Annotated in this window: 41 protein-coding genes and 1 pseudogene; 38 read left to right on the top strand and 4 right to left on the bottom strand. The window is 43.8% G+C overall.

The features are described from left to right. Positions 1-87 precede the first annotated feature (87 nt). The 12 genes from PAV_RS35460 (at position 88) to PAV_RS29660 (ending at position 8922) form a co-directional block, all read left to right on the top strand. Complete coding sequence (locus PAV_RS35460; RefSeq protein WP_005552140.1) at positions 88-363, top strand: hypothetical protein; 276 nt, start codon at positions 88-90, stop codon at positions 361-363. Then, positions 344-2935 (top strand): phage tail protein, encoded by a 2592-nt coding sequence (locus PAV_RS34005; RefSeq protein WP_081505867.1) that lies wholly within the window; start codon positions 344-346, stop codon positions 2933-2935. The genes PAV_RS35460 and PAV_RS34005 overlap by 20 nt, the downstream gene beginning before the upstream one ends. 148 nt (positions 2936-3083) lie before the next feature. Then, positions 3084-3242, top strand: coding sequence for a hypothetical protein (locus PAV_RS35060; RefSeq protein ID WP_157267395.1), 159 nt, complete (start codon positions 3084-3086; stop codon positions 3240-3242). Between the two features lie 15 nt (positions 3243-3257). Next, positions 3258-3602: a DUF6711 family protein gene (locus tag PAV_RS29695; RefSeq protein ID WP_005552137.1), complete on the top strand. Its 345-nt coding sequence runs from the start codon at positions 3258-3260 to the stop codon at positions 3600-3602. A gap of 10 nt (positions 3603-3612) precedes the next feature. Continuing rightward, a complete protein-coding gene (locus PAV_RS29690; RefSeq protein WP_005552136.1) occupies positions 3613-5244 on the top strand; it encodes a hypothetical protein in 1632 nt (543 codons plus the stop codon). Between the two features lie 2 nt (positions 5245-5246). Next, entirely contained in the window at positions 5247-5642 is a 396-nt protein-coding gene (locus tag PAV_RS29685) for a hypothetical protein (RefSeq protein ID WP_005552135.1), read from the top strand. Next, complete coding sequence (locus tag PAV_RS29680) at positions 5643-6482, top strand: tail fiber protein (protein ID WP_005552134.1); 840 nt, start codon at positions 5643-5645, stop codon at positions 6480-6482. Positions 6483-6493: 11 nt separating this feature from the next. Continuing rightward, positions 6494-6862, top strand: a complete 369-nt coding sequence (locus PAV_RS29675; protein ID WP_005542662.1) for a hypothetical protein — start codon at positions 6494-6496, stop codon at positions 6860-6862. A 15-nt stretch (positions 6863-6877) separates the two neighbouring features. Further along, positions 6878-7018, top strand: coding sequence for a hypothetical protein (locus PAV_RS35455; protein ID WP_005542660.1), 141 nt, complete (start codon positions 6878-6880; stop codon positions 7016-7018). An 83-nt stretch (positions 7019-7101) separates the two neighbouring features. Continuing rightward, positions 7102-7578, top strand: a complete 477-nt coding sequence (locus PAV_RS29670; RefSeq protein WP_005542658.1) for a phage holin family protein — start codon at positions 7102-7104, stop codon at positions 7576-7578. Next, positions 7562-8254, top strand: a complete 693-nt coding sequence (locus tag PAV_RS29665; RefSeq protein ID WP_005552133.1) for an N-acetylmuramoyl-L-alanine amidase — start codon at positions 7562-7564, stop codon at positions 8252-8254. Before PAV_RS29670 ends, PAV_RS29665 begins: the two co-directional genes overlap by 17 nt. Then, positions 8251-8922, top strand: coding sequence for a phosphodiester glycosidase family protein (locus PAV_RS29660; protein WP_005552131.1), 672 nt, complete (start codon positions 8251-8253; stop codon positions 8920-8922). Before PAV_RS29665 ends, PAV_RS29660 begins: the two co-directional genes overlap by 4 nt. A gap of 77 nt (positions 8923-8999) precedes the next feature. On the opposite strand, the gene PAV_RS29655 is transcribed toward PAV_RS29660, so the two are convergent. Further along, positions 9000-9293 (bottom strand): hypothetical protein, encoded by a 294-nt coding sequence (locus tag PAV_RS29655; RefSeq protein ID WP_005552130.1) that lies wholly within the window; start codon positions 9291-9293, stop codon positions 9000-9002. 631 nt (positions 9294-9924) lie between these two features. On the opposite strand from PAV_RS29655, the gene PAV_RS29650 reads away from it, so the two are divergent. From PAV_RS29650 to PAV_RS33995, 3 genes and pseudogenes are all read left to right on the top strand, one after another. Continuing rightward, positions 9925-10134: a helix-turn-helix domain-containing protein gene (locus tag PAV_RS29650; RefSeq protein ID WP_005552129.1), complete on the top strand. Its 210-nt coding sequence runs from the start codon at positions 9925-9927 to the stop codon at positions 10132-10134. Between the two features lie 511 nt (positions 10135-10645). Further along, positions 10646-10909, top strand: coding sequence for a hypothetical protein (locus tag PAV_RS29645; RefSeq protein WP_005552128.1), 264 nt, complete (start codon positions 10646-10648; stop codon positions 10907-10909). A 79-nt stretch (positions 10910-10988) separates the two neighbouring features. Further along, positions 10989-11195: pseudogene (locus tag PAV_RS33995) on the top strand (manganese catalase family protein); the annotation flags it as partial. Here the strand turns inward: PAV_RS33995 and PAV_RS29640 are convergent. Together PAV_RS29640 and PAV_RS29635 are read right to left on the bottom strand one after the other, a co-directional pair. Continuing rightward, positions 11193-12647, bottom strand: a complete 1455-nt coding sequence (locus PAV_RS29640) for a recombinase family protein (RefSeq protein ID WP_268598495.1) — start codon at positions 12645-12647, stop codon at positions 11193-11195. The pseudogene PAV_RS33995 and the gene PAV_RS29640 overlap by 3 nt on opposite strands. A 3-nt stretch (positions 12648-12650) precedes the next feature. After that, positions 12651-13217, bottom strand: a complete 567-nt coding sequence (locus PAV_RS29635; protein WP_005552125.1) for a LexA family protein — start codon at positions 13215-13217, stop codon at positions 12651-12653. 182 nt (positions 13218-13399) lie between these two features. Here PAV_RS29635 and PAV_RS29630 point away from each other — a divergent pair, with 182 nt between their 5' ends. The 4 genes from PAV_RS29630 to PAV_RS29620 all read left to right on the top strand — a co-directional run bounded on the left by PAV_RS29630 (position 13400) and on the right by PAV_RS29620 (position 14398). Further along, entirely contained in the window at positions 13400-13585 is a 186-nt protein-coding gene (locus PAV_RS29630) for a helix-turn-helix transcriptional regulator (RefSeq protein ID WP_005552123.1), read from the top strand. 187 nt (positions 13586-13772) lie between these two features. Next, positions 13773-13934 (top strand): hypothetical protein, encoded by a 162-nt coding sequence (locus PAV_RS35450; protein ID WP_005552122.1) that lies wholly within the window; start codon positions 13773-13775, stop codon positions 13932-13934. A 45-nt stretch (positions 13935-13979) separates the two neighbouring features. After that, the gene (locus PAV_RS29625; protein WP_005552121.1) at positions 13980-14222 is read left to right on the top strand and encodes a hypothetical protein; all 243 of its coding nucleotides are present in this window, start codon (positions 13980-13982) and stop codon (positions 14220-14222) included. Beyond that, positions 14219-14398, top strand: coding sequence for a hypothetical protein (locus tag PAV_RS29620; protein ID WP_005552120.1), 180 nt, complete (start codon positions 14219-14221; stop codon positions 14396-14398). Before PAV_RS29625 ends, PAV_RS29620 begins: the two co-directional genes overlap by 4 nt. 229 nt (positions 14399-14627) lie before the next feature. Here the strand turns inward: PAV_RS29620 and PAV_RS29615 are convergent, their stop codons facing one another. Further along, a complete protein-coding gene (locus PAV_RS29615; RefSeq protein ID WP_005552118.1) occupies positions 14628-15284 on the bottom strand; it encodes a hypothetical protein in 657 nt (218 codons plus the stop codon). A 218-nt stretch (positions 15285-15502) separates the two neighbouring features. Here PAV_RS29615 and PAV_RS29610 point away from each other — a divergent pair, with 218 nt between their 5' ends. From PAV_RS29610 to PAV_RS29525, 19 genes are all read left to right on the top strand, one after another. Further along, entirely contained in the window at positions 15503-15703 is a 201-nt protein-coding gene (locus PAV_RS29610; RefSeq protein WP_005552116.1) for a hypothetical protein, read from the top strand. A gap of 254 nt (positions 15704-15957) precedes the next feature. Further along, positions 15958-16749 carry a rolling circle replication-associated protein gene (locus PAV_RS29605; protein ID WP_005552114.1) on the top strand — a complete coding sequence of 264 codons (792 nt, stop codon included), beginning with the start codon at positions 15958-15960 and terminating at the stop codon, positions 16747-16749. Between the two features lie 46 nt (positions 16750-16795). Then, positions 16796-17161, top strand: a complete 366-nt coding sequence (locus PAV_RS29600; protein ID WP_005552112.1) for a RusA family crossover junction endodeoxyribonuclease — start codon at positions 16796-16798, stop codon at positions 17159-17161. Beyond that, positions 17158-17943 carry a ParA family protein gene (locus PAV_RS29595; RefSeq protein WP_005543850.1) on the top strand — a complete coding sequence of 262 codons (786 nt, stop codon included), beginning with the start codon at positions 17158-17160 and terminating at the stop codon, positions 17941-17943. The genes PAV_RS29600 and PAV_RS29595 overlap by 4 nt, the downstream gene beginning before the upstream one ends. A 5-nt stretch (positions 17944-17948) precedes the next feature. Then, positions 17949-18833, top strand: a complete 885-nt coding sequence (locus tag PAV_RS29590; protein ID WP_005552111.1) for a ParB N-terminal domain-containing protein — start codon at positions 17949-17951, stop codon at positions 18831-18833. A 12-nt stretch (positions 18834-18845) separates the two neighbouring features. Further along, positions 18846-19448: a hypothetical protein gene (locus tag PAV_RS29585; protein ID WP_005543847.1), complete on the top strand. Its 603-nt coding sequence runs from the start codon at positions 18846-18848 to the stop codon at positions 19446-19448. A 9-nt stretch (positions 19449-19457) separates the two neighbouring features. Beyond that, on the top strand, positions 19458-20411 hold the full coding sequence (locus PAV_RS29580; RefSeq protein WP_005543846.1) for a phosphoadenosine phosphosulfate reductase domain-containing protein: 954 nt from the start codon (positions 19458-19460) through the stop codon (positions 20409-20411). A 20-nt stretch (positions 20412-20431) separates the two neighbouring features. Then, positions 20432-21235 (top strand): DNA adenine methylase, encoded by an 804-nt coding sequence (locus PAV_RS29575; protein WP_005552110.1) that lies wholly within the window; start codon positions 20432-20434, stop codon positions 21233-21235. Positions 21236-21258: 23 nt separating this feature from the next. Continuing rightward, a complete protein-coding gene (locus PAV_RS29570) occupies positions 21259-21462 on the top strand; it encodes a hypothetical protein (protein ID WP_005552109.1) in 204 nt (67 codons plus the stop codon). Continuing rightward, positions 21459-21839 carry a hypothetical protein gene (locus PAV_RS29565; protein WP_005552108.1) on the top strand — a complete coding sequence of 127 codons (381 nt, stop codon included), beginning with the start codon at positions 21459-21461 and terminating at the stop codon, positions 21837-21839. Before PAV_RS29570 ends, PAV_RS29565 begins: the two co-directional genes overlap by 4 nt. A gap of 35 nt (positions 21840-21874) precedes the next feature. Continuing rightward, positions 21875-22276: a hypothetical protein gene (locus PAV_RS29560; protein ID WP_005552107.1), complete on the top strand. Its 402-nt coding sequence runs from the start codon at positions 21875-21877 to the stop codon at positions 22274-22276. A 5-nt stretch (positions 22277-22281) separates the two neighbouring features. Further along, positions 22282-22431 (top strand): hypothetical protein, encoded by a 150-nt coding sequence (locus tag PAV_RS35055; protein WP_157267393.1) that lies wholly within the window; start codon positions 22282-22284, stop codon positions 22429-22431. Positions 22432-22436: 5 nt separating this feature from the next. After that, the gene (locus tag PAV_RS29555) at positions 22437-22841 is read left to right on the top strand and encodes a hypothetical protein (RefSeq protein WP_005552103.1); all 405 of its coding nucleotides are present in this window, start codon (positions 22437-22439) and stop codon (positions 22839-22841) included. Between the two features lie 2 nt (positions 22842-22843). Beyond that, entirely contained in the window at positions 22844-23167 is a 324-nt protein-coding gene (locus tag PAV_RS29550; protein WP_005552102.1) for a hypothetical protein, read from the top strand. Continuing rightward, positions 23154-23447, top strand: a complete 294-nt coding sequence (locus tag PAV_RS29545) for a hypothetical protein (RefSeq protein ID WP_005552100.1) — start codon at positions 23154-23156, stop codon at positions 23445-23447. The genes PAV_RS29550 and PAV_RS29545 overlap by 14 nt, the downstream gene beginning before the upstream one ends. Beyond that, complete coding sequence (locus PAV_RS29540) at positions 23444-23677, top strand: hypothetical protein (protein ID WP_005552099.1); 234 nt, start codon at positions 23444-23446, stop codon at positions 23675-23677. Before PAV_RS29545 ends, PAV_RS29540 begins: the two co-directional genes overlap by 4 nt. Continuing rightward, the gene (locus PAV_RS29535) at positions 23670-23978 is read left to right on the top strand and encodes a hypothetical protein (protein ID WP_005552098.1); all 309 of its coding nucleotides are present in this window, start codon (positions 23670-23672) and stop codon (positions 23976-23978) included. Before PAV_RS29540 ends, PAV_RS29535 begins: the two co-directional genes overlap by 8 nt. Further along, entirely contained in the window at positions 23971-24153 is a 183-nt protein-coding gene (locus tag PAV_RS29530) for a hypothetical protein (RefSeq protein ID WP_005552097.1), read from the top strand. Before PAV_RS29535 ends, PAV_RS29530 begins: the two co-directional genes overlap by 8 nt. Next, entirely contained in the window at positions 24150-24413 is a 264-nt protein-coding gene (locus PAV_RS29525) for a hypothetical protein (protein ID WP_005552096.1), read from the top strand. The genes PAV_RS29530 and PAV_RS29525 overlap by 4 nt, the downstream gene beginning before the upstream one ends. Positions 24414-24415 lie beyond the last annotated feature (2 nt).

Here is a 24415-nt window from a genome sequence, read left to right as displayed (position 1 = left end):
GAAGCCCCAAAAAACTTAACAGAACTGTTTGAGAAACTGTATCTACCTGCCATTGAAAACGGGGTGGATGCAGTTTCTTTTTGGGATATGACATACAAAGAAATACTTGCTGCCATTCAAGGAAATCATCGTCGCGTTAAGTCAGAGCTTCAAATACAAGCATCGCTGATATATAAACTAGGGAATTTACTCGGGGTTGCTGTTAATAATCCGGCCAAGTACCCAACATTAAATGAGGCTTTTCCGGGGATGTTTGAGGAACAGAAGCGACAGCAGAACTGGGAACTTATGAAATCCCGAATTGAAGCATATGCAGCGGAACGCCGAAAGCGGGGTGAACCAAATGTCTGCAACGACGATTGAGGAATTACAAATTCTTATAACAACAGAAACCAGTGGATTGAAAAAAGAACTGGCGGATCTAAAGAGGGAATTAACAAACTCAGCTAAAGATGTGAAGCACGCCACTGATAGCATAAAAAGCGCATTCCGTGTTATGGCAGCCACGATTGCAACGCTGGGTATTGGGACTATGTTTAAGGCTGCAGCCAAGGATGCTATGACCTTTGAAGCGTCGTTGCAGCAGATAAACCGTATGATGGGTGCAAGCGCCAGAGAGTTCCAACGATGGGCTAACGAAAACGCTGACGCCTTCGGAATGTCAAGGCTTGAGGCGGTTAAATATGGCGCTATTTATTCCAACTTACTTAGTACCTTTTCTAAAGGAACGGCGGAAACAGCACAACGTACTCAGGATCTATTAAAGGCATCGGCAGTAATAGCTACAAGTACAGGTAGGACAATGGAAGACACAATGGAGCGGATTCGATCCGGTTTGCTGGGGAACACGGAAGCGATCGAGGATTTAGGCGTTAATGTAAATATTGCCATGATTGAATCCACTAACGCTTTCAAAAAATTTGCCAACGGTAAGTCTTGGAATCAACTTGATTTCCATACACAACAAACTATCCGCTACTTTGCAATTATGGAGCAAGCTGCACAAAAATACGGACTTGAGATTGCAGATAACACCGCTTCACGTCAAGCAGCCTTTGTTGCTCAGTTAAAAAATGCACAACTAGCTTTGGGCCAAGCGTTCTTGCCAATTTATAATGCTGTACTCCCTGCCTTGACCGCATTTGCAACTGCCTTGGCACAGGTAATGAACATATTTGCACAATTCATGCAGGCACTTTTCGGAGTGAGTCAGAAGCAAGCCAAGAACACAGCAGGGCAAACAACTGCCGTGAATAATCTGGGAGCTGCTTATGATGGCGCTGGGAAATCAGCGGAGAAAGCAGGAAAGAAAGCCGAAAAAGCCTCTAGATCGGTTGCTGGATTCGACGAGGTCAATCAGTTGGTTGAAAATAAAGGTGGAGCAGGGGAAAAAGATAATGGGGATAAGGCTGGCGGAGCAAATGCAGCAATTCCGGAATTAGGCGTTCCAGATGTAGACACTGACACGATACCAAATCAGATAAAAATGATGGCGGAAAAGGTCAAGAAAATTCTTTCTACAATATTTGAACCTTTCAAAAAAGCATGGGACAAACATGGTCAAGGTGTTACACAGGAGTTTGCGAGGGCTGTAGAAGGAACTAAGTCTGTGCTGAAAAGTTTCGGAGTGTTGCTTGTTAGTGTGTGGGACAATGGCGGATCAGTATTCCTTGAAAACATTGTTAGTTTGGGATTGGAAATTTCTCGGTTAGGGTTGCGAATTTATAATGACTTTATTTTGCCTGTTGTCGGATGGTTCGTTGACTTTCTAAATCCAGAAACAAACGCAGCAACACGCGGTATTTTGGACGGGATCAACTGGCTCTTAGAAAAAATGATAGAGTTTGTCAGTTATCTTGCCGGTGATGGATTTGGATATGTACAAATAGCGCTCGGCGGACTGGCAGGAGCTTTGCTTGGACTGGCAGTATACAAGACTATCATTGGTATCATTGAGTTTATAAAGGGATTTGCTGCAGCGGTCAGAGGTCTCATGGCCGCCATGGTTGCGAATCCAATAACACTCGTTGTCGTTGCAATTGGAGCTCTTATTGGAGCATTCATTACCGCGTACACAACTAATGAGAATTTCCGAAACGCGGTCGACAGACTATGGGGGCAGTTAAAAAACTTCCTAATCCCAGTATTCGAAACCGTCAAAGCAGTTTGTATTGAGGTGTGGAATAACGTACTAGCCCCATTAGGTGTTTTCCTAGCTGGCGTATTTGTGGCCGCGTGGGACGCAGTTATTAAGGTGGCAAAATTCCTTTGGAATGAAATTCTTACACCATTTGGTGAGTTTCTACGATGGTTTTGGAAGTCTATTTTGACTCCTGTAGCAACGATCCTCAATGAAGCACTCGTAATCGCGTTTGAGGCTGTAGCAGAGGTTGCTAAGATACTATGGGAAGATGTACTTGTACCATTAGGTGAATTCTTAGCTGATGCATTCTATAAAGTTATCGAAGGTGTCATAGAGATTTTCAGCCATTGGTGGAATAAAGTACTCAAGCCTTTAGGCGAGTATTTGAAAGACGTGTTCCAGCCAATTATGGAAGGAATAATTAAAGTATATGAATTCCTTTGGAAAAACGTCTTGAAGCCATTAATAGAGTTTTACGCTGGGACATTCAAAACTGTATTCGAAAACGTTGGTAACAGTGTGAAAGCAATTGTTAATGGACTTAAAACTGTTTTTAGTGGGCTCATAGATTTTATTGTTGGTGTGTTCACCGGCAATTGGCAAAAGGCTTGGGAGGGTGTACGAACTATTTTTAAAGGGATATTTGATTCTCTTTGGGGGATTGTAAAAATTCCTTTAAACCTGATAATTGACGGCATAAACTGGGTTATTAGTGGACTCAACAATATTAGTTTCAGTTTGCCTGATTGGGACGTATTGGGAGAATATGCGGGAAAGGGTTTTTGGTATTAATATCTCTCCAATCCTTAAACTGGCACGTGGCGGGATTGTTGATTCACCTACACTAGCAATGATTGGGGAGGCCGGTAAGGAGGCAGTAGTACCTCTGGAAAATACCAGTTTCGTAAACAACCTGGCAAGCGCTCTTGGATCTGCAGTAATGGCAGCCATGCAGATTTCTGGCGGCGGCCAACAAACTCAGTCAGGTGGTGGAGATATTGTCCTACAACTGGATGGTACAACAATCGCTAGAGTGTTGAACCCGTACTTATCTCAAGAACAAGGCCGAATCGGAAGCACAATTATTCAACCGTTATAGAAAGGAGTGGGTAGCATGATCAAAGTGAATGGGGTGGATCTTCCCACTCCATCTGATTACAACGTAGGAATACAAGATATATCAAAAGCAGAACGTAATGCCCGCGGCACAATGATAATTGAACGTATCGCAACAAAGAGGAAGCTTGAACTAGCGTGGAAATATCTTACCAAGGAACAATTACAGCAAGTTCTTAATGCCGTCTCACCTGTATTTTTTAATGTAGAGTACCTAGATCCACAAACTGGGTCGCGCCGCAGTGGAAGCTTTTATGCTGGCGATAGAACGGTTGGGGCTATGGATTATATAAACGGTAATATACGCTGGAAAGACATCAAATTCAATGTCATAGAAAGGTAGGCGCTGCAGCATGATTGAAGTATCACAACAGTATAAGCAGGCTGTATATGCACCTACCAGAATGACAGCAGCTAAGGTTAGCTTTGAAATCTTGGATAACGAGGCATACGAAGACAATTCTGTTTCAGTCACGACTGAGGCTGAAATAAGTCGAAAGAGTCAGTTGACAAACAAGATTCGGGAGATGTCTCATAAATATGCTACATTTGAACGTGATTACTTCCGATTGGATGGTTCTTTTTATATACCGCCACGCCCCGAGCAAGACGACAGCGAATTAGGTTGGTGGAGTAACGTCATAGCTGACGAAAACAGTGTATTCAACCCTCCACAGGCCGCCACATGGACATTTGGTGAAGAACACAATTCTATGGGGCTAACTATATATTTCGATGTTCTAGCAGGGGAATACGCTGCCGACTTTGATATAGATGTGTATCGTCTTGACGGTACGCAAATAGCTCGCGAATCGGTTACAGGCAATACAAACACGACATTTGTATGGGTACATGGTTTAGACAACTATGGAAAGATCATGATTACCATTCACAAATGGGGAAGTCCATACCGGCGGGCACGTATTACAGAAATGGACTTTGGTGTAATTAAGGAATATGACGGGGATAAGTTAATTAAAGTTAGCCTCGTGGAGCAAATGAATATTGTGGGCGACACACTGCCGGCCAACGAACTCAAGTTTACGATCGATAATTCAGATAAGGAGTTTAATATACTGAACCCACAGGGATTTTACCGCTTCCTGAAAGAGCGGCAGGAAGTTAGCTTGTCACTTGGGGTAGAAGTCACCGAAAACGAATTCGAATATATTAACTTCAAGAAATACTATCTCACGGACTGGCAAAGTGACGAAGGAGCCCTCACAACGACGCTGACTGCCAGAAACATCTTTGAGTTGTTAGAACAACGGGAATATACTCAGTCGGCGGGTGGGACGTTGTACAGTTTGGCTGAGGACATTATGCATCGAACAGGTATCGAAAGCTACTTTATTGATGATGGGTTGAAGGGCATCCCGACGAATGGCTTTCCCGAAAAGGTAAAGGCTCGCAAAGCGCTGCAATGTATCGGGATAGCTGGAAAATGCGCTGTATACCAGGACAGACAGGGAGTATTAAATATACGCCAGTTCAAGGCGCTTGACGCACAAACGACGTACATGGTCTATGCAGGGTCTGATATTTTCGTGGGTGAAATGACATATCCAGCCGTAGATAATGGCTACGATATGAAGAATATAACGTTTGACAATGTATACAAGGAACCACAAATAAAGCTAGATAAGCTGGTGCAGTCTCTAATCATGACGGTCTATATTGGCGGACAGAAACAGGAAGAGACTTTTTACAATGAGGGAGTAAAAGAAGGGGCGACTTTGAAGTGTGATAACCCCCTCATACAATCTCGTGAACTTGCCGCGGGTGTAGCGGAATGGATCGTATCAGAATCAAATCTCAGAGCGCTTTATCAGGTTAACTGGCGCCAAAATCCGTGTCTTGAACCTGGAGACATCGTTTTAGTCGAAGATAGTTTCGGTGCCAAGAAGCAATCAAGGATAACGAAAAATGAATTTCAGTTCCAAGGCTACCTTTCGGGGAAGACGGAAACGAAGGGCGGTGTATAGTCGTGTGGATCGAACCTAAAACTGAGTGGGCTCCCAATGACTTTTACAATTTTGAAGATTTGAACCGGGTCGAGAGTAACACAAAGGAAATAGCATTACTCATTGGATATTTTGGAGGAACTCCACAACTCGATGTTGTTACTAACCGAGATATGAAACGTATTGAGTTTGCTGACAGTCTTAACCGGATCGAGAGTAACGTATTTAAGTTGCAACAACGGTATAAGCCTGCTGGCTGGATATCAAATAAACTGGATTGGAAATCAAACGATCCATTTGACTACAAGGATGCAGCACGGTTAGAGAACAATCTGGCCTTGTTGCATTTTTATTACCAAGGCAACATTGATAACTTTAGGTATTGTGGGGCCTACATTTGTGGAGAGGAAGTGATTTAAATGCCATATGCACCAACGGAATGGAAAAACCGTGAAGTTGAGCGACCACGTACTTTTCGGATGCAAAATAATCCAGATGGTACAGTGACATTGTTACCGGCTGAAGGAAACATAATCGAACCAGGAACACCGATCATTGCAGCAAACATGAATAAAATTGAGCAAGGAATAGTCGATGCACAAGCAGCACTTGAAAATGTAGCACCTAAACAGCACACCCACGATGCTAAAGATATAGTATCTGGGATAATGGATGCTACTCGTTTACCATTACTTGATTCCGTTCAGAGCACTTCCGCGCAACATTGCGCCACTGCAAACGCAGTCAAAAGTGCATATGACAGAGCAAACGAGGCTTTTCAATCAGCCAGTGACGGGAAAAATCAAGTCGCTGCCGCTATCACTGGCAAAGGAATACCAGCATCGGGCAGTGACACTTATCCGGTATTGGCGCAGAAAATTAGCCAGATTACTACGGGCGTGCCAATGGCAAGGATTACGACGTCCGTATCTGAGTGGCCTAAGAATTTCCTTATCTCAGAAGGTGACACAACTACGTGGGGACTTTATTACATTGTAGTCACCGGACTGAGTTTCCAAGCAAAAGGCATTGTCGTTTTCTCCAAATACTATAGTCAACTAGCAGCTTTTGATCTGTATACCAACCCAGCTATATCAGTGAACGGAGCATCGTATAATCATCAAGTAGTTTTCCGGGATACACTACCTGAACTAAATGGATCTGTATTGGCTACAATAACACCTACCAGTTTTGTAGTACCCGTATCGCGTTATGAAGATGACAGCAATAAACCAGCAAGCGTAATAGTCTATGGTTAGGAGGGATACGGTTGAAAATCGGTCGTAGAATCTTTTATGACATAGTAACAGGCGAAAAACTGGTTGATACTGGTGAGCGTTCGGGGGATGTGTTCGTGACAACCATCGAACACGACATTAAAGTGTATACAGCCCTGTCTGAACGCAATCGAGAGTTTTTTGATTACATTGAACTGGAATATAAACAGTACGCCAAAGACTTTGCGGTGAGTAATGGCTACCGAGTCAATCCAATCACAAAAGAAATTGAATTTTCGTATCCTGATCCGAATCAGCCAGAGCCAGAGAAACCAACCTATCAAAAGCCTTTGAGCGAAGAAGTGGACGAGCTTAAACAGTCGGTTGCAGAGTTGACTATCATGATTGCACCACCGCAATAAGAAGGGGTGATTTGAATGAATTTTACGAAAGATAGTGGGCTTGTGAAGGTATGGGTTGGACTGGTCATGGTTGGAGTTTACAAAATGGAGCAAGTTCCGAAACTATACAATCTCAGAGACGCCGTTAACGAAGTAATCAACGGCACAGCACAATAAGGCGCTACCGCATAGGTGGCGCTTTTATTATGCCCTCGGCTAATGTCGGGGGCTATTTATATTTCACCTAAAGGGGGATAAGTATGGATCGCTTTAAAGAGTTAGGACTTACAGTATGGACTGCCGCTGCAGGAGCTAATGCAAAAGAGGCTTCCTTGGGGGCAGGCGCTGCATTTATCGGAACACTCGGATCTTTGTTAGGTGGTTGGGATAAGCCTCTGATTTTTTTACTTGCACTTATGGCCGCTGATTACGTTACCGGTGTTCTTGGCGCTATTAAAACAAAAACATTGAACAGCGAGGTTATGTTCTGGGGTGGTATTCGAAAAATTACGATTCTGTTCGTGATTGGTCTGGCCGCTCTCATCGATTCTTGGATCCAACCTGGTTCACTCCTATTCCGAACCATCGCGATATTCTTTTATGCCGGACGTGAGGGGCTATCTGTCGTTGAAAACTTGGGAGTTTACGGCGTGGACTTACCACCGAAGTTAGTTGCATTTCTTGAACAATTGAACGAGAAGGGAAAGGAAGTAGATAATCATGACAATCGAAATTAAACAACGGCTTCTTCCGGACGGACGTCCGAACAAGCCAGACAAACCTATGGAAAATCCGCAATATATCACGATACACAACACCGATAACACGAAGCCGGATGCAACCGCTGAATCACATTCTCGTTATGTATTGAACGGAAGCGGCGGAAGACAAGCTTCATGGCACTACACAGTGGATGATAATGAGGTTTACCAGCATTTGCGCGACAACGAGCAGGGTTGGCATTGCACAGATGGCAATGGGCCTGGTAACTCGACGAGCATCGGCATTGAAATATGTATGTACGATGAAATGAACGAAGAGGTTGCTTGGAAGAACGCCGCTTGGCTTGTGGCGAAGCTATTGAAACGACATGGCCTGACGCTTCAACGGGTAGTGCCTCACGGCCACTGGACGAAAAAGAACTGTCCGAGCCGAATCCTTCCTCACTGGTCGAAGTTTTTGAACATGATTGATAATGAAATGATTAGCCAGGGCAAGCCGCAGCAGCCGAAGCCCGAGCCAGTTAAGGAGCATGTCACAATCGAAGTTGATGGGAAGCAGGTAAAAGACGGCATCCTAGTAAATAACGTCACCTACGCGCCTGTTCGTGCTATAGCTGAAGCCTGCGGCCTAAATGTAAAGTGGGATCAGTCAGCTAAGAAAGCAACCCTCACGAAGGGGGCGACACAGTGAGCAAAGCGGTGTACAGCAAATGCACGGCGTCAAATGGCGTCGTGCTCCACTCGTTGAAGTGTAGTCCCAACGATGTGCAGTTACGGCCATGCCGGACAAGTATATGCAACCAGAAAATGACCGCCGTAAATGGCGGTTTTTTCGATTTTGCAAGCGGAGCATTGTTGTCGATAGCAGTCCAAAACGACAAGCCAGTAAAAGGGAATCGTGGGGCATACGGCTCCGGTTGGTTCAATGCAAAGTATGCCCGAGGCACATTGGTGTGGGACGCTGCTGCACGCCGTTATAGCATCCAGGTTGTTCGTTCTGCTGGCGAACTGCAGGTGTCCGATCGCAATCGGTATTGGGCACAGGGCGGGATCTCGATGTCGCTACAGGACGATAGGGGCTGGAAGCAGAGATCTAGCGAACAGAACATGCCGAATATGAGCGGGAAAGCGTTCCGGACTGCACTCGTATATGGATCCAGCTTGAGCCTTTGGATGGTCGTCACGAATTCACCCTGTACGGTAGAATCTTTTAGGACGGCCATCAAGCAGAAGATCGGCAGTGGCGCGCTCACAGATGGCATCTTCCTGGATGGAAGTGGGTCATCACAACTCCGCTACGACTCAGTTAGTCTCCGAGGTGATGGTCGAACGGTTCATTCCATTATCTCAATTATGTGATATACTGGAAATGTGTTGGGCTTGCCCACACAAAAACACGAGCTGTATGGGAGGGCATCCCTGCAGCTCGTGTTTGGTTACTCTCCTATCGCCAACCAATTACCATCATCGTCACAATAAGTGCAGGATACAGGAGTAACAATCCCGCCTTGTTCCAGCTCATACGATTTAGTACCGTCACACACCTTACACTTATCAGCCGCCCAATGAAATGTAACTGTCAGATGTGATAAATTCATAGCCTCAATTCTATTCAGCAGATCATCATTGCCTATTTCTGATCTTACCAATTCACGTTTTGATCCATCGTCTGCCACCAACATAGCAACCAACTTGCTTCCAAAACGTTCCTCATAAACATCAATTTTCATTTCCTACACTCCTTCGAACTGATCTGTTTACAGTATATATTACTACTAGGTTTCGTGTATGGGGCCGAAGCCCCTCGACGTCATTTGCAGAGAAGTACCAAAAGAATTACGACACTAAGCATTGTATTCACGAACTGGAATGTTATTGTGATATCACTTACTTCCTTCTTGTCCACGGTAAAACCTCCTTAGGATATTTACCTACGGTTACGTTGGGCCCTAATCAGCCCGGCGATACTAAGAATCAATGTCCCAACGATGAGTACCCAGACGATGAAATTCATAGCTTGTCCATCCTCCTTCATACCTTGAAAATGTGGTGAAGGTCGTGATAAGATTTTGGTGAAGGAGGCCGCAGGCAGGCGACCTCCCAGGTACTTACTATGCGCAGCCCGCAAAGTTAAGTACCTTTTACTTTTTACGGCTATTACGAAACAAGATGAATGCGGTGACACACTGGATGATGGCCGTAATAAGTTGCACCGTATCTTTCACGCCCTTCACCTCCAATCTGCTTCCGACACTAAATTCGTGTCATCCACATCTATAATATATCATGACACTATTTTCGAGTCAACAATAATTTGACACTTTTTTAGTGCCGTAATATATTGATTAAGAGGTGGTATTGATGAAGCATGTTCGATCCAATTTAAAACAAATGGCCGATTCCAGAGGAATTAAAATACGGCAATTAGCTCGTGACATAGATTATCGCTATGAGACGGTACGCCAAATGTACAATGATGATTTGAAACAGTTCCCTCGGGATCTTTTGGACAAGCTATGTGATTATTTCGATTGTGACATTAACGAGTTATTAATATTGGTTGAAGAGTAACCTGTCATATTGGCAGGTTATTTTTTGGCCTTGAAGCAAAACAAATGTTCGCATTATAATAAGAACAAATGTTCCGTTTTATTAAGGAGGATATATGAAAGACTGAAGAGAGATGCTGCCGAATCAACAACCAGCAAGAAAGCAGACCAACCGCCATACTTATGTGGCTGCATGGCTGCAATGCGTGGGCGCTGGATAATGGGGTGTACCAAATGTGTCAAATGCAACAAGCCAGTGTATGACAATATGATACCGGAATCTAAACGTTAATGCCCCGAATTACGAACCGCAATCCATTTGTCAGATATGAACTAACATTGGAGGTGTAGTTCATTATTTTTGGGGCTTTTCCTATTTAAATAATGTCTCAAATGGGGAAGTAATATTGTATATGAATATATGAGCTTATACACATATATATGAATATATGAGCATACATTAATTGTCATTAATTACAGGTATTATTAACCATGAGAATATACTAATATATTCCTATAAGGAGATGACATATATGAAGCAAAATTCGGAAACATTCATGAAACTAAGAATTCAAGAATTACAAGACAAACTCTATAAAGATAATAAAGAATTCTACACAAAATTGACGATTTATTATCAGGAGTTCGACTATGTAAACAAAGATGTGGGTTCGTGTATGTTGGAGATCGAAGAAAAACTCAACGAACTCTTAGACTTTGTGGGGTATGTGTATAAAATCGCTTTTAAAGACGCTATTGAATGGGAATGCCTAGAACATAATCAATTATGTAAATGATAAGAAAACCCGCCCCTGTTAGGTGAATCCAGTATAGCGACAGGGACGGGTTTTAATATATTTTAATCACTGATAACATATTGGTTCTAAAGAATTCGCCCATCTCGAAATGATTGCCACAATGGTGCATAAGCTGACGAAGGATGCGACGCCGCAGCAGTTGGAGGAGGCAGGGCTAGGACCTCATTTTGTAGCGCATGAGAAAGCGTTGTTCTATAGCAATGCTGCGGGGGACCCATGGACGGCCACCTACATACAGGCCAAGGGAGAACCTATTGTATACTTAGACACAACTATTCCATGTAATGCTGATCGACTCACCATTCTCGATTTCAATTTGTGCAATAAGTGAGCGAATTGCATTTTTTGCCTTGATACGATCTATCCCAGTGATATCGTTCATGAGGTTATTGGCATGTTTAACAATGTTTTGTGAATTGGGTTTTTCCTCTTTAAGTTTGGACAAGCGAGTGCTTATATCCTCTCTCTCGGATTCGACGCGTTGCCTTGCAAGCTTCAAATCTTCGGCTGAAATTAGTTCATTTTCATACGCTTCGATTTGCTTTTGCATTTTCTTGCTTATTTTAGCGAGTTGATTTTCGAGATCGCGAACTTTATCATGTTGGTTTTTTGGGGAAGCAACCTTAATCTCGGCATTTGATTTTTGACCCAACATTTGTATTTCTTTAATTATCAAATTCTCAATATCGTCACGGTGTACAGCATGGTAGAAGCAGCCGTATCCTGAAACATAAGATGCACAAATGTATCTATAGTAAGTGTACTTGCCATATTTTGTTTTGTGTCTGCTTGTAGAACCCTTCATATTTCGACCGCAATGCCTACATTTTAAAACGCCAGTTAATAAATATGTTTCACTATCGGCATGCTTATGTGCTTTTGAACGGTATTTCATTATTTCGTTTACTCTAAGGAATCGTTCAAGTTGAATTACAGCAGGGTGATTATTTTCTCTTATTACCCACTCACTCATCGGACGAATTACAGTTTTTCCATCTCTATTCATTCGCTTATTATAAATTTTCATTCCTGCCAGTGCAGGGTTTTGCATTAAACGCTTAACACTGGTCTGATCCCAAAGATAACCTTTCTTTGTTCTGGAGCCGCGCTCATTTAATATCTGTGCAATTTTTCGATGGCCGTATCCATCCTCTCCTAAGTCAAACATAAGGTTAGCGAATTCAGCCTCAGACTTATTAATTTCATAGTAACCATTTACGACATCAAGGCCATAACACGGCCTAGTTAAAGCTTTGCTTGTTTTTTTTGCAAGAGGAAGCATGTTATCCTTCACGCGCTCACTTATACGAGCTCGCTCGAATTCAGCGAAAGAGCCAAGTTGCTGCATGACCATTTTGCCAACAGGACCGGAAGTTGTGTCGAGGCGCTCACTAGCTGACACAAAACTACAATCATGTTGCTCCAATAATTTTATTGATTGGAGTAAGTCCAAGAGATTACGGCAAAATCTATCGAGTTTTGAAGTTACAACAACATCATATTTATTCTGCCGAACATCGTTCAACAGTCTTTGAATTGCAGGTCGTTTCAAGTCTTTGGCGCTATATCCATCGTCTATATACATTACAGGCTCATTCCACAACATGCCTTTGCAATACAAAATAAGCCGCTCTTGTTGTTCCGAGAGAGAGTTACCTTTGTCAGCTTGTTCATCTGTAGACACTCGAATATATGCGGCTACTCTCAAAACGATCACTCCTTAGTATTTAATAACATTCATTTTAAGCTTGCCAATAACAATTGCGTCAGATGGCGGGGCAAAAATCGGTGGGTAGTTGGGGTTCTCTGATTGCAATACTAATTGATCGCCATTTTTATAAACACGTTTCAATACAGCTTGGTCACCAATCAAAACAGCTGCAACTTCTCCATTTTCAACTTCTGGTTGTCTTCTAATCAGGAGCAAGTCACCGTCGAATATACGGGCGCCAATCATAGAATCACCTTTGGCTCTCAAGTAAAAATATTCACCGCCATTAAGCCAATCTTTTGGAGTGGGTTCGTATCCTTCAATGTCCTGGTACGCAAGCGCCCCTTCTCCGCAGCAAATCTTGCCCACCACAGGGAGCATAATCAAATCACTAATTTTCTCTTCCGCAAATATATCATCAATATTTACTTGGTATACAGAAGCTAGTTCTCTGATGGTATTTAAGCTCGGACGCCTTTTTTCGTTTTCATAGTGAGAATACGTCTGTTTACTTATACCGAGTTTCTTCGCCACTTCTTCTTGTGTCCAACCCTCAATCTTTCTTAGTTCTTGCAATTTTTTCCGTACACGATTTATCTCCTCCTGAATGATATTATACACACTTATTTTAAAAAGTAAACATATAGTTGACAAAATGGCGAAAAAGAATGAAATATGACGGTTGACATCGCCTATATGTTGATATATGATTGAGTCAACATTTAGGCGACTTTAATATATGGAGGGAGGTGGCTTAGGTGGAGGCGCTTAAATCGCAAAGAAAAAAGATGAATCTATGCCAGCAGCAAATCGCTGATGGTGTTGGAATTAGTCGACAATATTATAGTAATATCGAAAATGGAAAGCGTCCGCCTTCTGTTGCTTTGGCAAAAAGGATAGCTGCTTTTTTAAACGTCGAATGGACGATTTTTTTTGCAGAGTGAGTCAACAATTAGGCGACTTAAAGGAGCGATGACCTTGACAGAACAGGAGAAAAAAGCAAAGAAAACTCAACTCATAAAAGAAATTTTCCTTGAAATTAAAGCTGTTGGTTCGGTCGAACAATTGCAGAGTTCCAAATAGGGTAGTCCATCATCTTATCAAGCATATGATTCACTGGGAGGCGGTGAAATGCGCAAACGAGTTGTCTTAAAAGTAGTAGCACATTACGTCATGTCAGAAGGTAAGCGAATTGAAATTGATCCAATTGCAACTGATTTACCAGATCGTTGCAAGGTGGCTATTGCTGAAATGGTGACAGGTTCACGCCACAAGATTGAAGTCGGCTCCTAGGAGCCGATGCGGTGGACAAGCCATATAGAAAGGAGATAAACCACCATGAGCAAGTCAGAGATTATCACTGGTCAATTAGTAGTTGAAGATGGAAAAGTATCTATCCAGCGTGAAGATGGCAGCATGATTGAACTTAACCGAACAGACCGTATCGAAGTCATGAACGCAGGGAAGTTTGAGCATGCGCCGTTTAAACGAATTTTGGAAAGTCACGACGAATATGGCTGGTCAATTCATGCGGGGCTGTATGCATCGGTAGAGATTATGAAGAGAGGGGGAAGTAAATGAGAAGGTTTCCGATTGCAAAAGAACCGAATTGGGCTTCGGAAGAGCTAAATCAGGAGCTAGTTGAAAAGATTATTTCAGTTTTGAAGGAAGCTAAGGTTTCATACGCCGAGGCATACGAAACCTTAGAAGCTGTGTACCGAACTATGGAGTATCGTTCAAAGTTTTTGCATCTTTAAGCTCAAAGGCAATTTTCCAACCTGGAATTAAGCGTTGAATCATTACAGGATCTATAGCCAATTAAGAAAGGGGGTATAAACATGAAGTCAGGAAAAACATGGCAAAAATATGTAACTAATTTTGCGATTGTGGGATCAGGTATTCTGACGTTATTTCTTGGATTGGCGGTTGGGAGGCAAGTGTTGCTCAACCAGCAGTATGCACAGCTGATTGAGCAAAGGGAAGAACTTAATCGTCAATACGACCAGTTGAACAAGGATTTTTTGAAGGATATGAATGCTCTTCGGGAATCTTTGTCTCGGAAGATTGATCGGGTTTTGGATTAGAAGCAACGGACTTAATTAACTCAAACAGCTCTTGAAATTTTTTATCGAATTGATTTGTGATTTCCTGATGCTGTTGCCTACTCTGTTCGCTGCTGGCTACGGCATCGTGGTGTGACATGATAGCGAATAACAAGGGTAGAACTACAGCTAAAATGCGATAAAATTTTTGGAAATCAATCTCATTGGCTTGAATCGATACACCGTTGATATCGGCCTTTCTAAAAATTTCTTCTTTGGCCCCAGGGACTTCTGTTTCAACTGATTCAATTAAATCCATTAGTTTTGAAGATAACGAGTCACTTATAAAAAGATGACTATAATCTTGTTCACGAATGAAGTCGGCAACAGCTTCCCATTCCTTTGCTACAGGAAGAAGAGCGTCTGAGAATCTGGATGCTGCCAAATAATTGGCTTCCATAGCAGTAGCCAAAGCTGAAGTAGCAGGTCTAAAACTCTCTCTTAATCTGTTTTGTTGTTCTAATAATCTTGTCAAAGTAGGCGTTAAGTTGTGGTTTAGTCTATCAATCGTATTAATCATTTCAAAAATATCATGTTTCAAATAAGTTACCCTCCCTTCAATGGTGTCTGGACAACTCTATTGTAATAGGGATAGGTGATATATCACAACTAAATATTGGAAAGGAGGGAGTGGCATGACAAGAGCACAATGGCTTCGCACCTGTGGCAATTTGCTACAAATGCGGGATACAACTCAATCAGCCAGCGCGCGGCAGTTTTATCAACGGCAATACCAACAACTTAAGGAGAAGTTAGACCGTGACAAGCGAAGAATTAAAAGAAGTTATGACGCATGGCGTGCCAGTTGAGCACAGAGGAATTACATACAGTCACATCTCAGCGATCATTTACCGGAAGAGCGAAACAGGCATGTTTATGCAAGTGGAGCTGCTGGATAAAACCAGAAACAGCGTAGTGATAGCAAGTCCAGTCGAGGTAAGGAGATTGGAAAAGAAATGAATATAGAAATGAAATCGCCCCGATGGACGCTTTAGCAGAAGCGTACACGGGGCGAAGTCAAAGCGGAATGCTATAAATCAATCCTTTAATAAGTATAGCAAACTTCGCGGCGACAAGGCAACGCGTTATGCGTTATCGAGCTTGTAAAGGGTATTATCTTTCCTACGATGGGGAGTACAGAGGGAAATAGGACAACCCAATATACAGCAGCAGGATAGATATACTCGGCAATATACAGCTGGGGGAATATAGCCGTGAAGAATGTCATGCGAGAGAAGAAGATATATTGTGGCGAGGAGTATATGGAGGTGGACATTTACAATCACACCATCCTAACTCCTTTAAAAAGAGGAAGGGCGAAGAAGAAGAAAGAGAGTCTTCCCAAGCAGAAGAACCTTAATGATAAAAACGCAAAGAGATATTGCAAACTGATAGTGAAAACGAACTTTGGGGAAGAGGATCTGCACGTAATCCTTACCTATGCCATAGAACCAGAGACGTTAGAAGAGGCTATGAAGGAAGTGGCGAACTACTTACGGAGAGTGGCGCACAGAAGGAAGAAAGAAGGATTGCCCCCGTTAAAGTATGTTCTCATCACAGAGGGTGGAGATGAGACGAGGGGAAAGAAGAAGAGGTTCCATCATCACATCATCATGAATGGCGGGTTGGAACGGGATGTGGTGGAGAATCTGTGGAGAAGACCAAAGAAGAAAGGGCAGCAAAAGGGTGACTGGATTGGATATGCCAACACGAAAAGGTTGCAGCCAAATGACAACGGATTAGAAGACTTGTCAGGATACCTCATGAAAGATCCAAAAGGCAAGAAGCGTTGGAGCTGCTCGCAGAATTTAGAGAAGCCAGAATATAGAACCAATGATCACAAATATTCAAGACGGCAAGTAGAACGGATTGTCAGAGATGAAATAGACAACCAACGCTACTGGAAAAAGATATACCCCAAATGGGATGTTACAGAGGCTAAAGCGGCTTACAACGACATCACAGGGTGGGCAATATACCTGAAATTCCGAAGGGCGAGGGAATGATCATATTTCAATGCCAACTATACACATTCGAAAAGAGGGTAAAGGCATGAAGATCGAAATTGAGGGCGAGTTGCCATCGCTAAACGAGATTATAGATGCTGCAAAATCGCATTGGTCGTCCTATAGGGAAATGAAAGAGACGAATACGAGTATTGTGGCGTGGACTGCGAAGCGACTGCCATGTATTGAGAGAACCAAAAAAATCGATGTGACAATCATTTGGTACTGCAAAGACAAGCGTAGGGACAAGGACAACATCATGGCGGGGCAAAAGTTCATATTCGATGGGTTGAAGGAAGCGGGGATTATTGAAAACGATGGATGGAAACAGATCGGGGATGTTACCCACCGTTTTCGGGTGGATCGGAAAAATCCGAGAATCGAAATTGAAATAGAAGAGGTGCTGACATGAAAACGATATCCATCATCAACCTTAAAGGCGGGGTGGCGAAGACGATCTCCTCCGTAAATATTGCCCACATCCTTGCAACAGTACATGGGAAGCGGGTACTGCTCGTGGACAATGACAAGCAAGGAAATGCATCAAAGATGTTCGGCCTTCACAATTATGCCGAGCCCAGCATTGCCGAAGTCATGACAGAGCGGAATTTGAACATCAATGAAATTATCATGTCCACTCCTTATGCGGGATTGGACGTTATCCCAGCAAACATGAATCTGCTTCGCGCCAATCTGCAAGTATTACTAGACACTACAAGACCGCAGCAGACAAGGCTTAGAAACGCCCTCAACCAAGTAGCGGATCGTTATGACTATTGCATCATAGATAACGCGCCTGACATCAACATATCTGTTATCAATGCACTAGTGGCATCTGATGACGTTCTGATTCCCGTTAAGATCGACAAATTCGCTTTCGACGGCTTGGCAGAGTTGAAAGAACAGATAGACAATACACGCGAAGATTTGAACCCAAGCATCAGCCTGAGAGGTTGTTTCGTCACTTGCTACCAAAAGAATGACGTAAACGAGCAGGGCGAAGAATGGCTGCATAACCAAAAGGATTTCCCTCTGTTCCAGACTCATATCCGCAAAACGGAAAAGGTGGACGAGAGCACGTTCGCCGCTATGCCGATAATCGAATATTCACGCCGCTGCGGGGCGGCAATGGATTATCTGAAACTCGTATCCGAATATCTGAACGTGTCCGATTCGGACACGAATGGGAGTTGAGCATAGTGGCAAAGTTCAACCTCAACCAATTGTTGAATGGTAGCGGGAAATCAGAGGAACAGCAGCCAGTAAGCAATTACAAAATATCGCACATATCCGTGTACGATCTAGAACCATCCGAAGATAACTTTTACTCGACGGAGCAGATCGAGGAACTGAAACTATCGATTGCCACATTTGGAATCAAGCAAAACCTGATCGTGAAGCCCGTCGGTGACAAATACAGAGTAATTGCAGGCCACCGTCGACGTCTCGCAGCCTTATCGCTGGCAGAAGAGGGGAAGCGGGAGTTTGAGAAAGTGCCCTGCATCATAGAAACCGAAGAGGATGAGCTACGCGAAAAGCTGCTGCTCATCACAACCAATTCAACAGCGAGACAACTATCCGACTGGGAAAAAATCAAGCAGGCAGAAGAGATGCGAACAATTCTGGAACAGATCAAGAAGCGGGACAAGATACCAGGAAGATTGAGGGATCTCATTGCAAGCACATTGGACGTATCACCAACACAGGTTGCGAGGATGGAAGCAATATCAAAGAACCTCGCTCCTGAGTTTAAGGCAGAGCTGCAAGAAGGCAATGTAAATATGTCTACCGCCTATGAACTATCCGGTCTACCAGCGGAGCAGCAACAGGAGGCATACAGTGTATATCGTTCCACGGGAAGTGTATCCATCAAGGATGCCAAGCAACGGAAGCGGGAAAAGCCATTGAATAACGGAACAAGCGAAGCGGGTACAAAGGATTGCCCTTTTTGCGGAGACTCTCCAAAGGTGATAGAGGAATATGGCGGGTATAGAATCAGCTGCAAAACCTGTTTTGCTGCTACTGGACTAGCTATTGACATAAACGAAGCGTTCGAACGTTGGAACAGAAGACACCACGATTAGGAGGGTCGGAAATTGGCATTCGTCAAGAAGAAAAAGAAAGAGATTCAACCGTGGAGGAAACAGATCCTAGCTCATCATCAACACACGCCAACCCGCGCAGATCGGGCGGAGTTTCCGCATGATGTAGTTAAAGAGCTAATCGAGGAAGCGGACGGAATTTGTCAATGTGGCTGCGGAAGACCGGATGATGATACCCACCACGTCATGCCACGCGGGAGAGGCGGCAGAGGTGTGAAAACAAACGGGATGCGTGTCAATCGATTTTGCCACACGAGAATCCAAGATAACGAGGAAGAGCTACAGAAATGGATTCTGATATACAGAACTCGGCACGGGAACCATTTCTGGTTTGATGAACAAGATTGGGAAGAACACAACCGAAGACAAGCCGAATTGAAAAAGGCAGAGATAGAAGAACGACTGAAAATGAAGCGGGTGGAGCCGATTATGGAACTGCTATCAACGGCAGCAGGCCGAAGATTGAAAGCGCAGGAAAAGCGGTTCATAGAATCACTCTCGGAAAAGAACGCGATAACCTTCGGTGAGCTTATGAAGGATATAGTGAGCGCTTCGACACAAGAAAAACCGTTCGGTTACGGGTGGTTTGATGACTAGGGGGAGAGCATGAACCACATCATATTCTTTTCTGGCGGAAAGGCCAGTTTTGCAGCGGCCGATTGGGTTCAAACTCAGTACCCGGAAGACAATATCCTGTTGTACTTTACAGACACACTTTGGGAGCACGAAGACCTGTACCGCTTTATTGATGAGGCATCGGACAAGCTGCGTTTGCCAATGCTCACGCACAGCGCCGGATTGAATCCGTTGCAGCTCATGTTCGAGAAGAAGCTTGTATTCAATTCCCGGATCGGTGATTGCTCGAAACTCCTGAAAATGAAGGTAGCCCGTGATTTTCTCATGAAAGGAAGGCCGCCAGCCATCGAGAAATGGCGGAACCGCGAGTATCTGAGGCAAGAGGACTTTATCACTGGCGCCACGCTTTACTTCGGAATTGGTTTCGACGAGATGCACCGGCAGCCAGCAATAGTAAAGAACTGGGCACCGTTCCGGGTGGAAATGCCATTGATAGACCACAACATATGGACAGATAAAATTCTACTGAAGCACGGCATCCGGCAGCCGAAAATGTATGATTACGGCTTTTCGCATAACAACTGTAATGGGCGCTGCGTAAAGGCTGGACAAGGGCATTATAAGTTGCTTAAAAAGCGAATGCCAGCAGTCTTTAGGAGGATTATGGAGCAAGAACACTACCTTTGGAATTGCGTATCAGCTTACCGTTACATCAAGGCTGCGGAACTGCCGCCAGAATTAGAAGAGATGGAGTTGCAGCGTCTGGATGATGCATATCGTGATTACTTTTACGACCGAGCAGTTCGGCCGAAACTATACATTCATCCGACTGCTAGCAGTGTGTACATGGAAGTCCAAAGATATAGCTTTATGAAACGTGATGGTAAGCCTTTTACCATCAGGGATCTACATTATGAGATCGAAAATGATATGCAAATAGATTTATTTGACATCGGCGGCTGCGGTTGCTTCCTAGAATACTAACGCAAGGAAGGAGAGAGGGCATGAGCATACCAAGAATATTGCACTATCCGGGATCGAAGTGGAGCATGGCGGACTGGATCATATCAAACATGCCGGAGCATGAGACGTATTTAGAGCCGTTCTTTGGATCGGGTGCGGTTCTGTTCTCGAAGGAACGCAGCCGGCTGGAAACGGTAAATGACATAGATGGGGAAATAGTGAACTTGTTTCGAGTAATCCGCGAAAGACCGGACGAGCTGGCATATGTGGTTCAATGGACTCCACATAGCCGCGAGGAATACTATCACAGCTATGAAGCAATAGAGGATGAACTTGAAAGAGCGCGCAGGCTGCTAGTGAGGCTCTGGCAGGGTCGCGGCGGAAAAACATCACACCGCACAGGATGGCGCAGCATGATAGAAGCGAATGGACCTTTACCAGGCAAAGAGTGGATTCAATTCCCAGAAAAGATCGCAGTGGTGGCGGAACGTCTAATAGGTGTACAGATAGAAAATCAACCAACGATGAAGTTACTTCCACGCTATCGGCGACCAAATGTCCTTATATATGCCGATCCACCTTACATCATGGCAACGAGAACAACTTCGAGCTATCGCTTCGAGATGACGGAAAGCGACCATATAGAACTGCTGGATGAATTAGATAAGCATCCTGGACCCGTATTGTTGTCCGGATATGCCCATGAAATATACGACGATAGATTGAAACATTGGAAGCGGGAAACAAAGAAGGCAAAGGCGGAAAACGGCGCCAGTAGGGAAGAGATTCTATGGATTAATCCCGTTGCTGCAGCACAAGTTGGCCAACTCGTATTGAATCTATAGGGCAAAGCCCAAGGGGAGAGAACATGAACCAAATAGCGGCGTTGGAACGGAAATTGGTAGCAGCCGAGAAACGAACGGAGAAGGCAGCAGAGGCACGTCGGTCACTTGGGTTAGGCGCATCTAGGGCACGGATCACGACGGCTAACGCTAGATGGTCAGCGGCTGCCGAGGAACGGGATAGAGTTATGGAGCAGTTACAAAAGGCGAGGGAGAGTGTAGAACGATGACAGAGGTACTAAAGCTATCGGAATTAGCGGACGATGTGGAAATTGGTAGGGAGGAACACAGCACAGTATACACGGTAGCCGAATTGAAGCGAGAAATCATTGAGCTGGGGGAACCGCACCATGAATACAAACACTGGTACACCATCGAGAATCAAAGATGGCAACCGAGCGCTGAACGCATGATCGAAGACTATATCGATAACCAATATCCAGACATGTATGAGGGTTGGGAAGATCGCGTATGTGATTGCATCACAGAAGACGTTATGCAGCGTCTACAGGCTGTTTTGGATGAAGCATTCTCGGGCGATCACGCAACCGTATATTGGACATTTGAGCAGCCAGTAGAGATTGATATTTATCCAAATGAAGTCTAGGGCCTTCGGGCCCTCTAAGGGGAGAGATAGAGGATATGAAACGGACAAGAGAACAACGCATTGACATAGTGAATGAAATCATTCGTGAAATCGCCAGCCGTGGCCGCTGCTTTCTTCATTCTAGCTCCAAAGAGAGAACATCATACTTTGTTTGGGACGGGCGGAAGCTTTGGTATATCGATTATTACACTGGCGTACCGCTTCATATGCAGAAAGGTTCATCTCACAAGACTACTAAACATCAATATTACTTTACCAGTGGAGGAACAATGTGGGGGCTTGTGAACGACTTCAAAGATTTCATCTTTGGGGATGATGATGCCAACCACAATAACGGATACGGCGGCTTATACTGCCCACATTGGGGCTATCCAGAAGAAGATATGAAAGCCATTCGAAAGCTTGCTACAGAATTGGGATATCTGAAAGGTGAGTGAACGTATTGGAACTAGAGAATGTAGCTAAAGCACTTAAAGATACGGCTTATATGTTTATGTGCTCTTATAAAACGGCATGGGAGCAGTTCATGCATCCAGCTATTACAGAAAAATTTACGTTCGATGAAGTCATGGAGTATATCAATGGAGAGTGAACAGAATGAATAAGCGGCTAACAGATGAGACCAGAGAAGCATGGGGATTAAATCTCTACTTATTAAAAGCAAGTTGCGGAAATGCAGAAGTAACGGCGGATTCGGATGATTTATGTGCCCTGATTGAATCAGAAAAGGCAGGATGGGAAGAAGTAGAACGGCTGAAAGAAAAGTTCTATACCGAGCAAGAACGCGCGGAAAAGTTCATACATGAAGCTTATAAGCAGATCAAAGAAGTAGAACGGCTGAAAGAAGAGAACGAACGAATCTTCGAGCGATTAGAGCATCTAGCTAATAAACCGATTGCTGTTTTTGGAGAAGGTTTTGGGTATGAAGAACACTATCGTTGGCTGAAGGATGATTTAAAGTCGTTGGTAGCCTCCATACAACGCATACAGAGGGGAGAGTGAACATGAATAAGCGTGACTTAAAGAAAGATCTTGGGATACTCGAATCTATCACGAGAAATACGAGCGAGATAGAAGACATGGTGTATGAAGTAGTTGCGCCACACGCTATACGGCGTGCAATTGCAGCGGAGGAAGAAGTGGAACGGCTAAACCAGCGGCTCCAAGACGCACTAAAAACAATGATAATCGTGAGGGATGAACTGAAAATAAACGAGAAAATGGGACTCTTCAAGTGTACAAGGTGCGACTACACAAATGATATCAATCTACTTTCATATACCATACAACGCATACAGGAAGGGGTAGAACGGAATGGATCCATATGAAAACCACAGGGACGAATGGCGAGAAGAAGAAAATAGATTGAGATATGAACGTGAACAGGCGCAGAAAAGGAGAGTTTATCACCCAAACGATCCGGACTTTATTGCTCCAGAGGAGGATGAAGAAGATGCCGAATACGTGACTCAAGAGTGTCCAACATGCGGCGGTAGTGGCTTCTCTGGTCATGGCACAAGTTATGGCGATGTATGCGATGAGTGCGCTGGAACAAGTGAGATCGTTGTAGACATACAACGCATACAGGAGGAGGGGAAGCAGTCATGAAAGTATGGTATAGCTCATCGAGTGAATCTAAACCGTGCATGTTATGTGGAAAGAAAACCACTCGCTACAAGGTGTATGAGCAATCGAATCTGGAATTGAGATTGCCTTTGTGTGATGACGGTACAGAGACATGTTGCTATTGGGAAGTGGATGTAAAGAGCCTTGTAACGCGGCAAATGATCTATTTGAAAAAGGAAATCATCCAGTCAGGAGGTACAGGGGATGAGTAACGTTGTAAAAATGCCGAAACACCCATGTCCTTTTTGTAAAAAGAATGATTCAACACAATTATGTGACTTCGTGATAGGAACAGCTTGGACAACTGTCAAAGATGAAAAAGGGCATATGATCGGAAGCTATTACGAGACTTGCGATAACGAGATGTGCAAAGAATGTGCATCACTTCAAACAGGCGGATATGAGTACTGTCCATCATGTCAGAAGCTACACGAATATGTCCAGAAAAACCACGTCAGACGGCCTCGACCTATGGCGGTCGCACAAATAATGGGGAGGTATGGTGATGAGTAATAATCTCTATAAAAACAGTGAAGTAATCGGCAATTACTCAGATTATTGGCTGCTGGCTATAAAGCAGATGAAGGAACATGGAGCAATAGACGCACAACAACAAAGGGCACTAAACAGGAAAGTAAAGAGTTGGTGGTATGACAAGATGAGCGAATTGGAAGGTGGTAGGGGATGAGTAAACAGATTAAACCATCATTTGATGAGATCACAATCAAACTTGAACCGGAACAACGATTCTTCTATCAACGTGAATCTGACGGAGCTATCGTCCTTGTGGATGAAATAGAAATATTCGCTTATGCCAAGCAACTCAATCTGAGCGGAACGCATTTTGAAGTAGATTACGAAGATAAAACGATTAGAAAGGCTGCAGAACGAAGCTTCATGAACTTTGAAACCAATCTACTAGGAGAATATTCGGAAGGTGAGGGTTAGGG

Origin of the sequence: Paenibacillus alvei DSM 29 (assembly GCF_000293805.1) — a bacterium.
GTDB classification, from domain to species: Bacteria; Bacillota; Bacilli; order Paenibacillales; family Paenibacillaceae; genus Paenibacillus_B; species Paenibacillus_B alvei.
Note: the sequence above shows the minus strand (reverse complement) of the source record. Positions and strands in the feature narration are given on the sequence as shown.

Bases quoted from the DNA above. Each gene is read 5' to 3' on its own strand.
- PAV_RS35460 (WP_005552140.1), top strand. From the start codon at position 88: ATGACATACAAAGAAATACTTGCTGCCATTCAAGGAAATCATCGTCGC.
- PAV_RS34005 (WP_081505867.1), top strand. From the start codon at position 344: ATGTCTGCAACGACGATTGAGGAATTACAAATTCTTATAACAACAGAA.
- PAV_RS35060 (WP_157267395.1), top strand. From the start codon at position 3,084: ATGGCAGCCATGCAGATTTCTGGCGGCGGCCAACAAACTCAGTCAGGT.
- PAV_RS29695 (WP_005552137.1), top strand. From the start codon at position 3,258: ATGATCAAAGTGAATGGGGTGGATCTTCCCACTCCATCTGATTACAAC.
- PAV_RS29690 (WP_005552136.1), top strand. From the start codon at position 3,613: ATGATTGAAGTATCACAACAGTATAAGCAGGCTGTATATGCACCTACC.
- PAV_RS29680 (WP_005552134.1), top strand. From the start codon at position 5,643: ATGCCATATGCACCAACGGAATGGAAAAACCGTGAAGTTGAGCGACCA.
- PAV_RS35455 (WP_005542660.1), top strand. From the start codon at position 6,878: ATGAATTTTACGAAAGATAGTGGGCTTGTGAAGGTATGGGTTGGACTG.
- PAV_RS29670 (WP_005542658.1), top strand. From the start codon at position 7,102: ATGGATCGCTTTAAAGAGTTAGGACTTACAGTATGGACTGCCGCTGCA.
- PAV_RS29665 (WP_005552133.1), top strand. From the start codon at position 7,562: ATGACAATCGAAATTAAACAACGGCTTCTTCCGGACGGACGTCCGAAC.
- PAV_RS29655 (WP_005552130.1), bottom strand. From the start codon at position 9,293: ATGAAAATTGATGTTTATGAGGAACGTTTTGGAAGCAAGTTGGTTGCT.
- PAV_RS29650 (WP_005552129.1), top strand. From the start codon at position 9,925: ATGAAGCATGTTCGATCCAATTTAAAACAAATGGCCGATTCCAGAGGA.
- PAV_RS29645 (WP_005552128.1), top strand. From the start codon at position 10,646: ATGAAGCAAAATTCGGAAACATTCATGAAACTAAGAATTCAAGAATTA.
- PAV_RS35450 (WP_005552122.1), top strand. From the start codon at position 13,773: ATGCGCAAACGAGTTGTCTTAAAAGTAGTAGCACATTACGTCATGTCA.
- PAV_RS29625 (WP_005552121.1), top strand. From the start codon at position 13,980: ATGAGCAAGTCAGAGATTATCACTGGTCAATTAGTAGTTGAAGATGGA.
- PAV_RS29620 (WP_005552120.1), top strand. From the start codon at position 14,219: ATGAGAAGGTTTCCGATTGCAAAAGAACCGAATTGGGCTTCGGAAGAG.
- PAV_RS29600 (WP_005552112.1), top strand. From the start codon at position 16,796: ATGAAGATCGAAATTGAGGGCGAGTTGCCATCGCTAAACGAGATTATA.
- PAV_RS29595 (WP_005543850.1), top strand. From the start codon at position 17,158: ATGAAAACGATATCCATCATCAACCTTAAAGGCGGGGTGGCGAAGACG.
- PAV_RS29580 (WP_005543846.1), top strand. From the start codon at position 19,458: ATGAACCACATCATATTCTTTTCTGGCGGAAAGGCCAGTTTTGCAGCG.
- PAV_RS29575 (WP_005552110.1), top strand. From the start codon at position 20,432: ATGAGCATACCAAGAATATTGCACTATCCGGGATCGAAGTGGAGCATG.
- PAV_RS29570 (WP_005552109.1), top strand. From the start codon at position 21,259: ATGAACCAAATAGCGGCGTTGGAACGGAAATTGGTAGCAGCCGAGAAA.
- PAV_RS29565 (WP_005552108.1), top strand. From the start codon at position 21,459: ATGACAGAGGTACTAAAGCTATCGGAATTAGCGGACGATGTGGAAATT.
- PAV_RS29560 (WP_005552107.1), top strand. From the start codon at position 21,875: ATGAAACGGACAAGAGAACAACGCATTGACATAGTGAATGAAATCATT.
- PAV_RS29555 (WP_005552103.1), top strand. From the start codon at position 22,437: ATGAATAAGCGGCTAACAGATGAGACCAGAGAAGCATGGGGATTAAAT.
- PAV_RS29550 (WP_005552102.1), top strand. From the start codon at position 22,844: ATGAATAAGCGTGACTTAAAGAAAGATCTTGGGATACTCGAATCTATC.
- PAV_RS29545 (WP_005552100.1), top strand. From the start codon at position 23,154: ATGGATCCATATGAAAACCACAGGGACGAATGGCGAGAAGAAGAAAAT.
- PAV_RS29540 (WP_005552099.1), top strand. From the start codon at position 23,444: ATGAAAGTATGGTATAGCTCATCGAGTGAATCTAAACCGTGCATGTTA.
- PAV_RS29535 (WP_005552098.1), top strand. From the start codon at position 23,670: ATGAGTAACGTTGTAAAAATGCCGAAACACCCATGTCCTTTTTGTAAA.
- PAV_RS29530 (WP_005552097.1), top strand. From the start codon at position 23,971: ATGAGTAATAATCTCTATAAAAACAGTGAAGTAATCGGCAATTACTCA.
- PAV_RS29525 (WP_005552096.1), top strand. From the start codon at position 24,150: ATGAGTAAACAGATTAAACCATCATTTGATGAGATCACAATCAAACTT.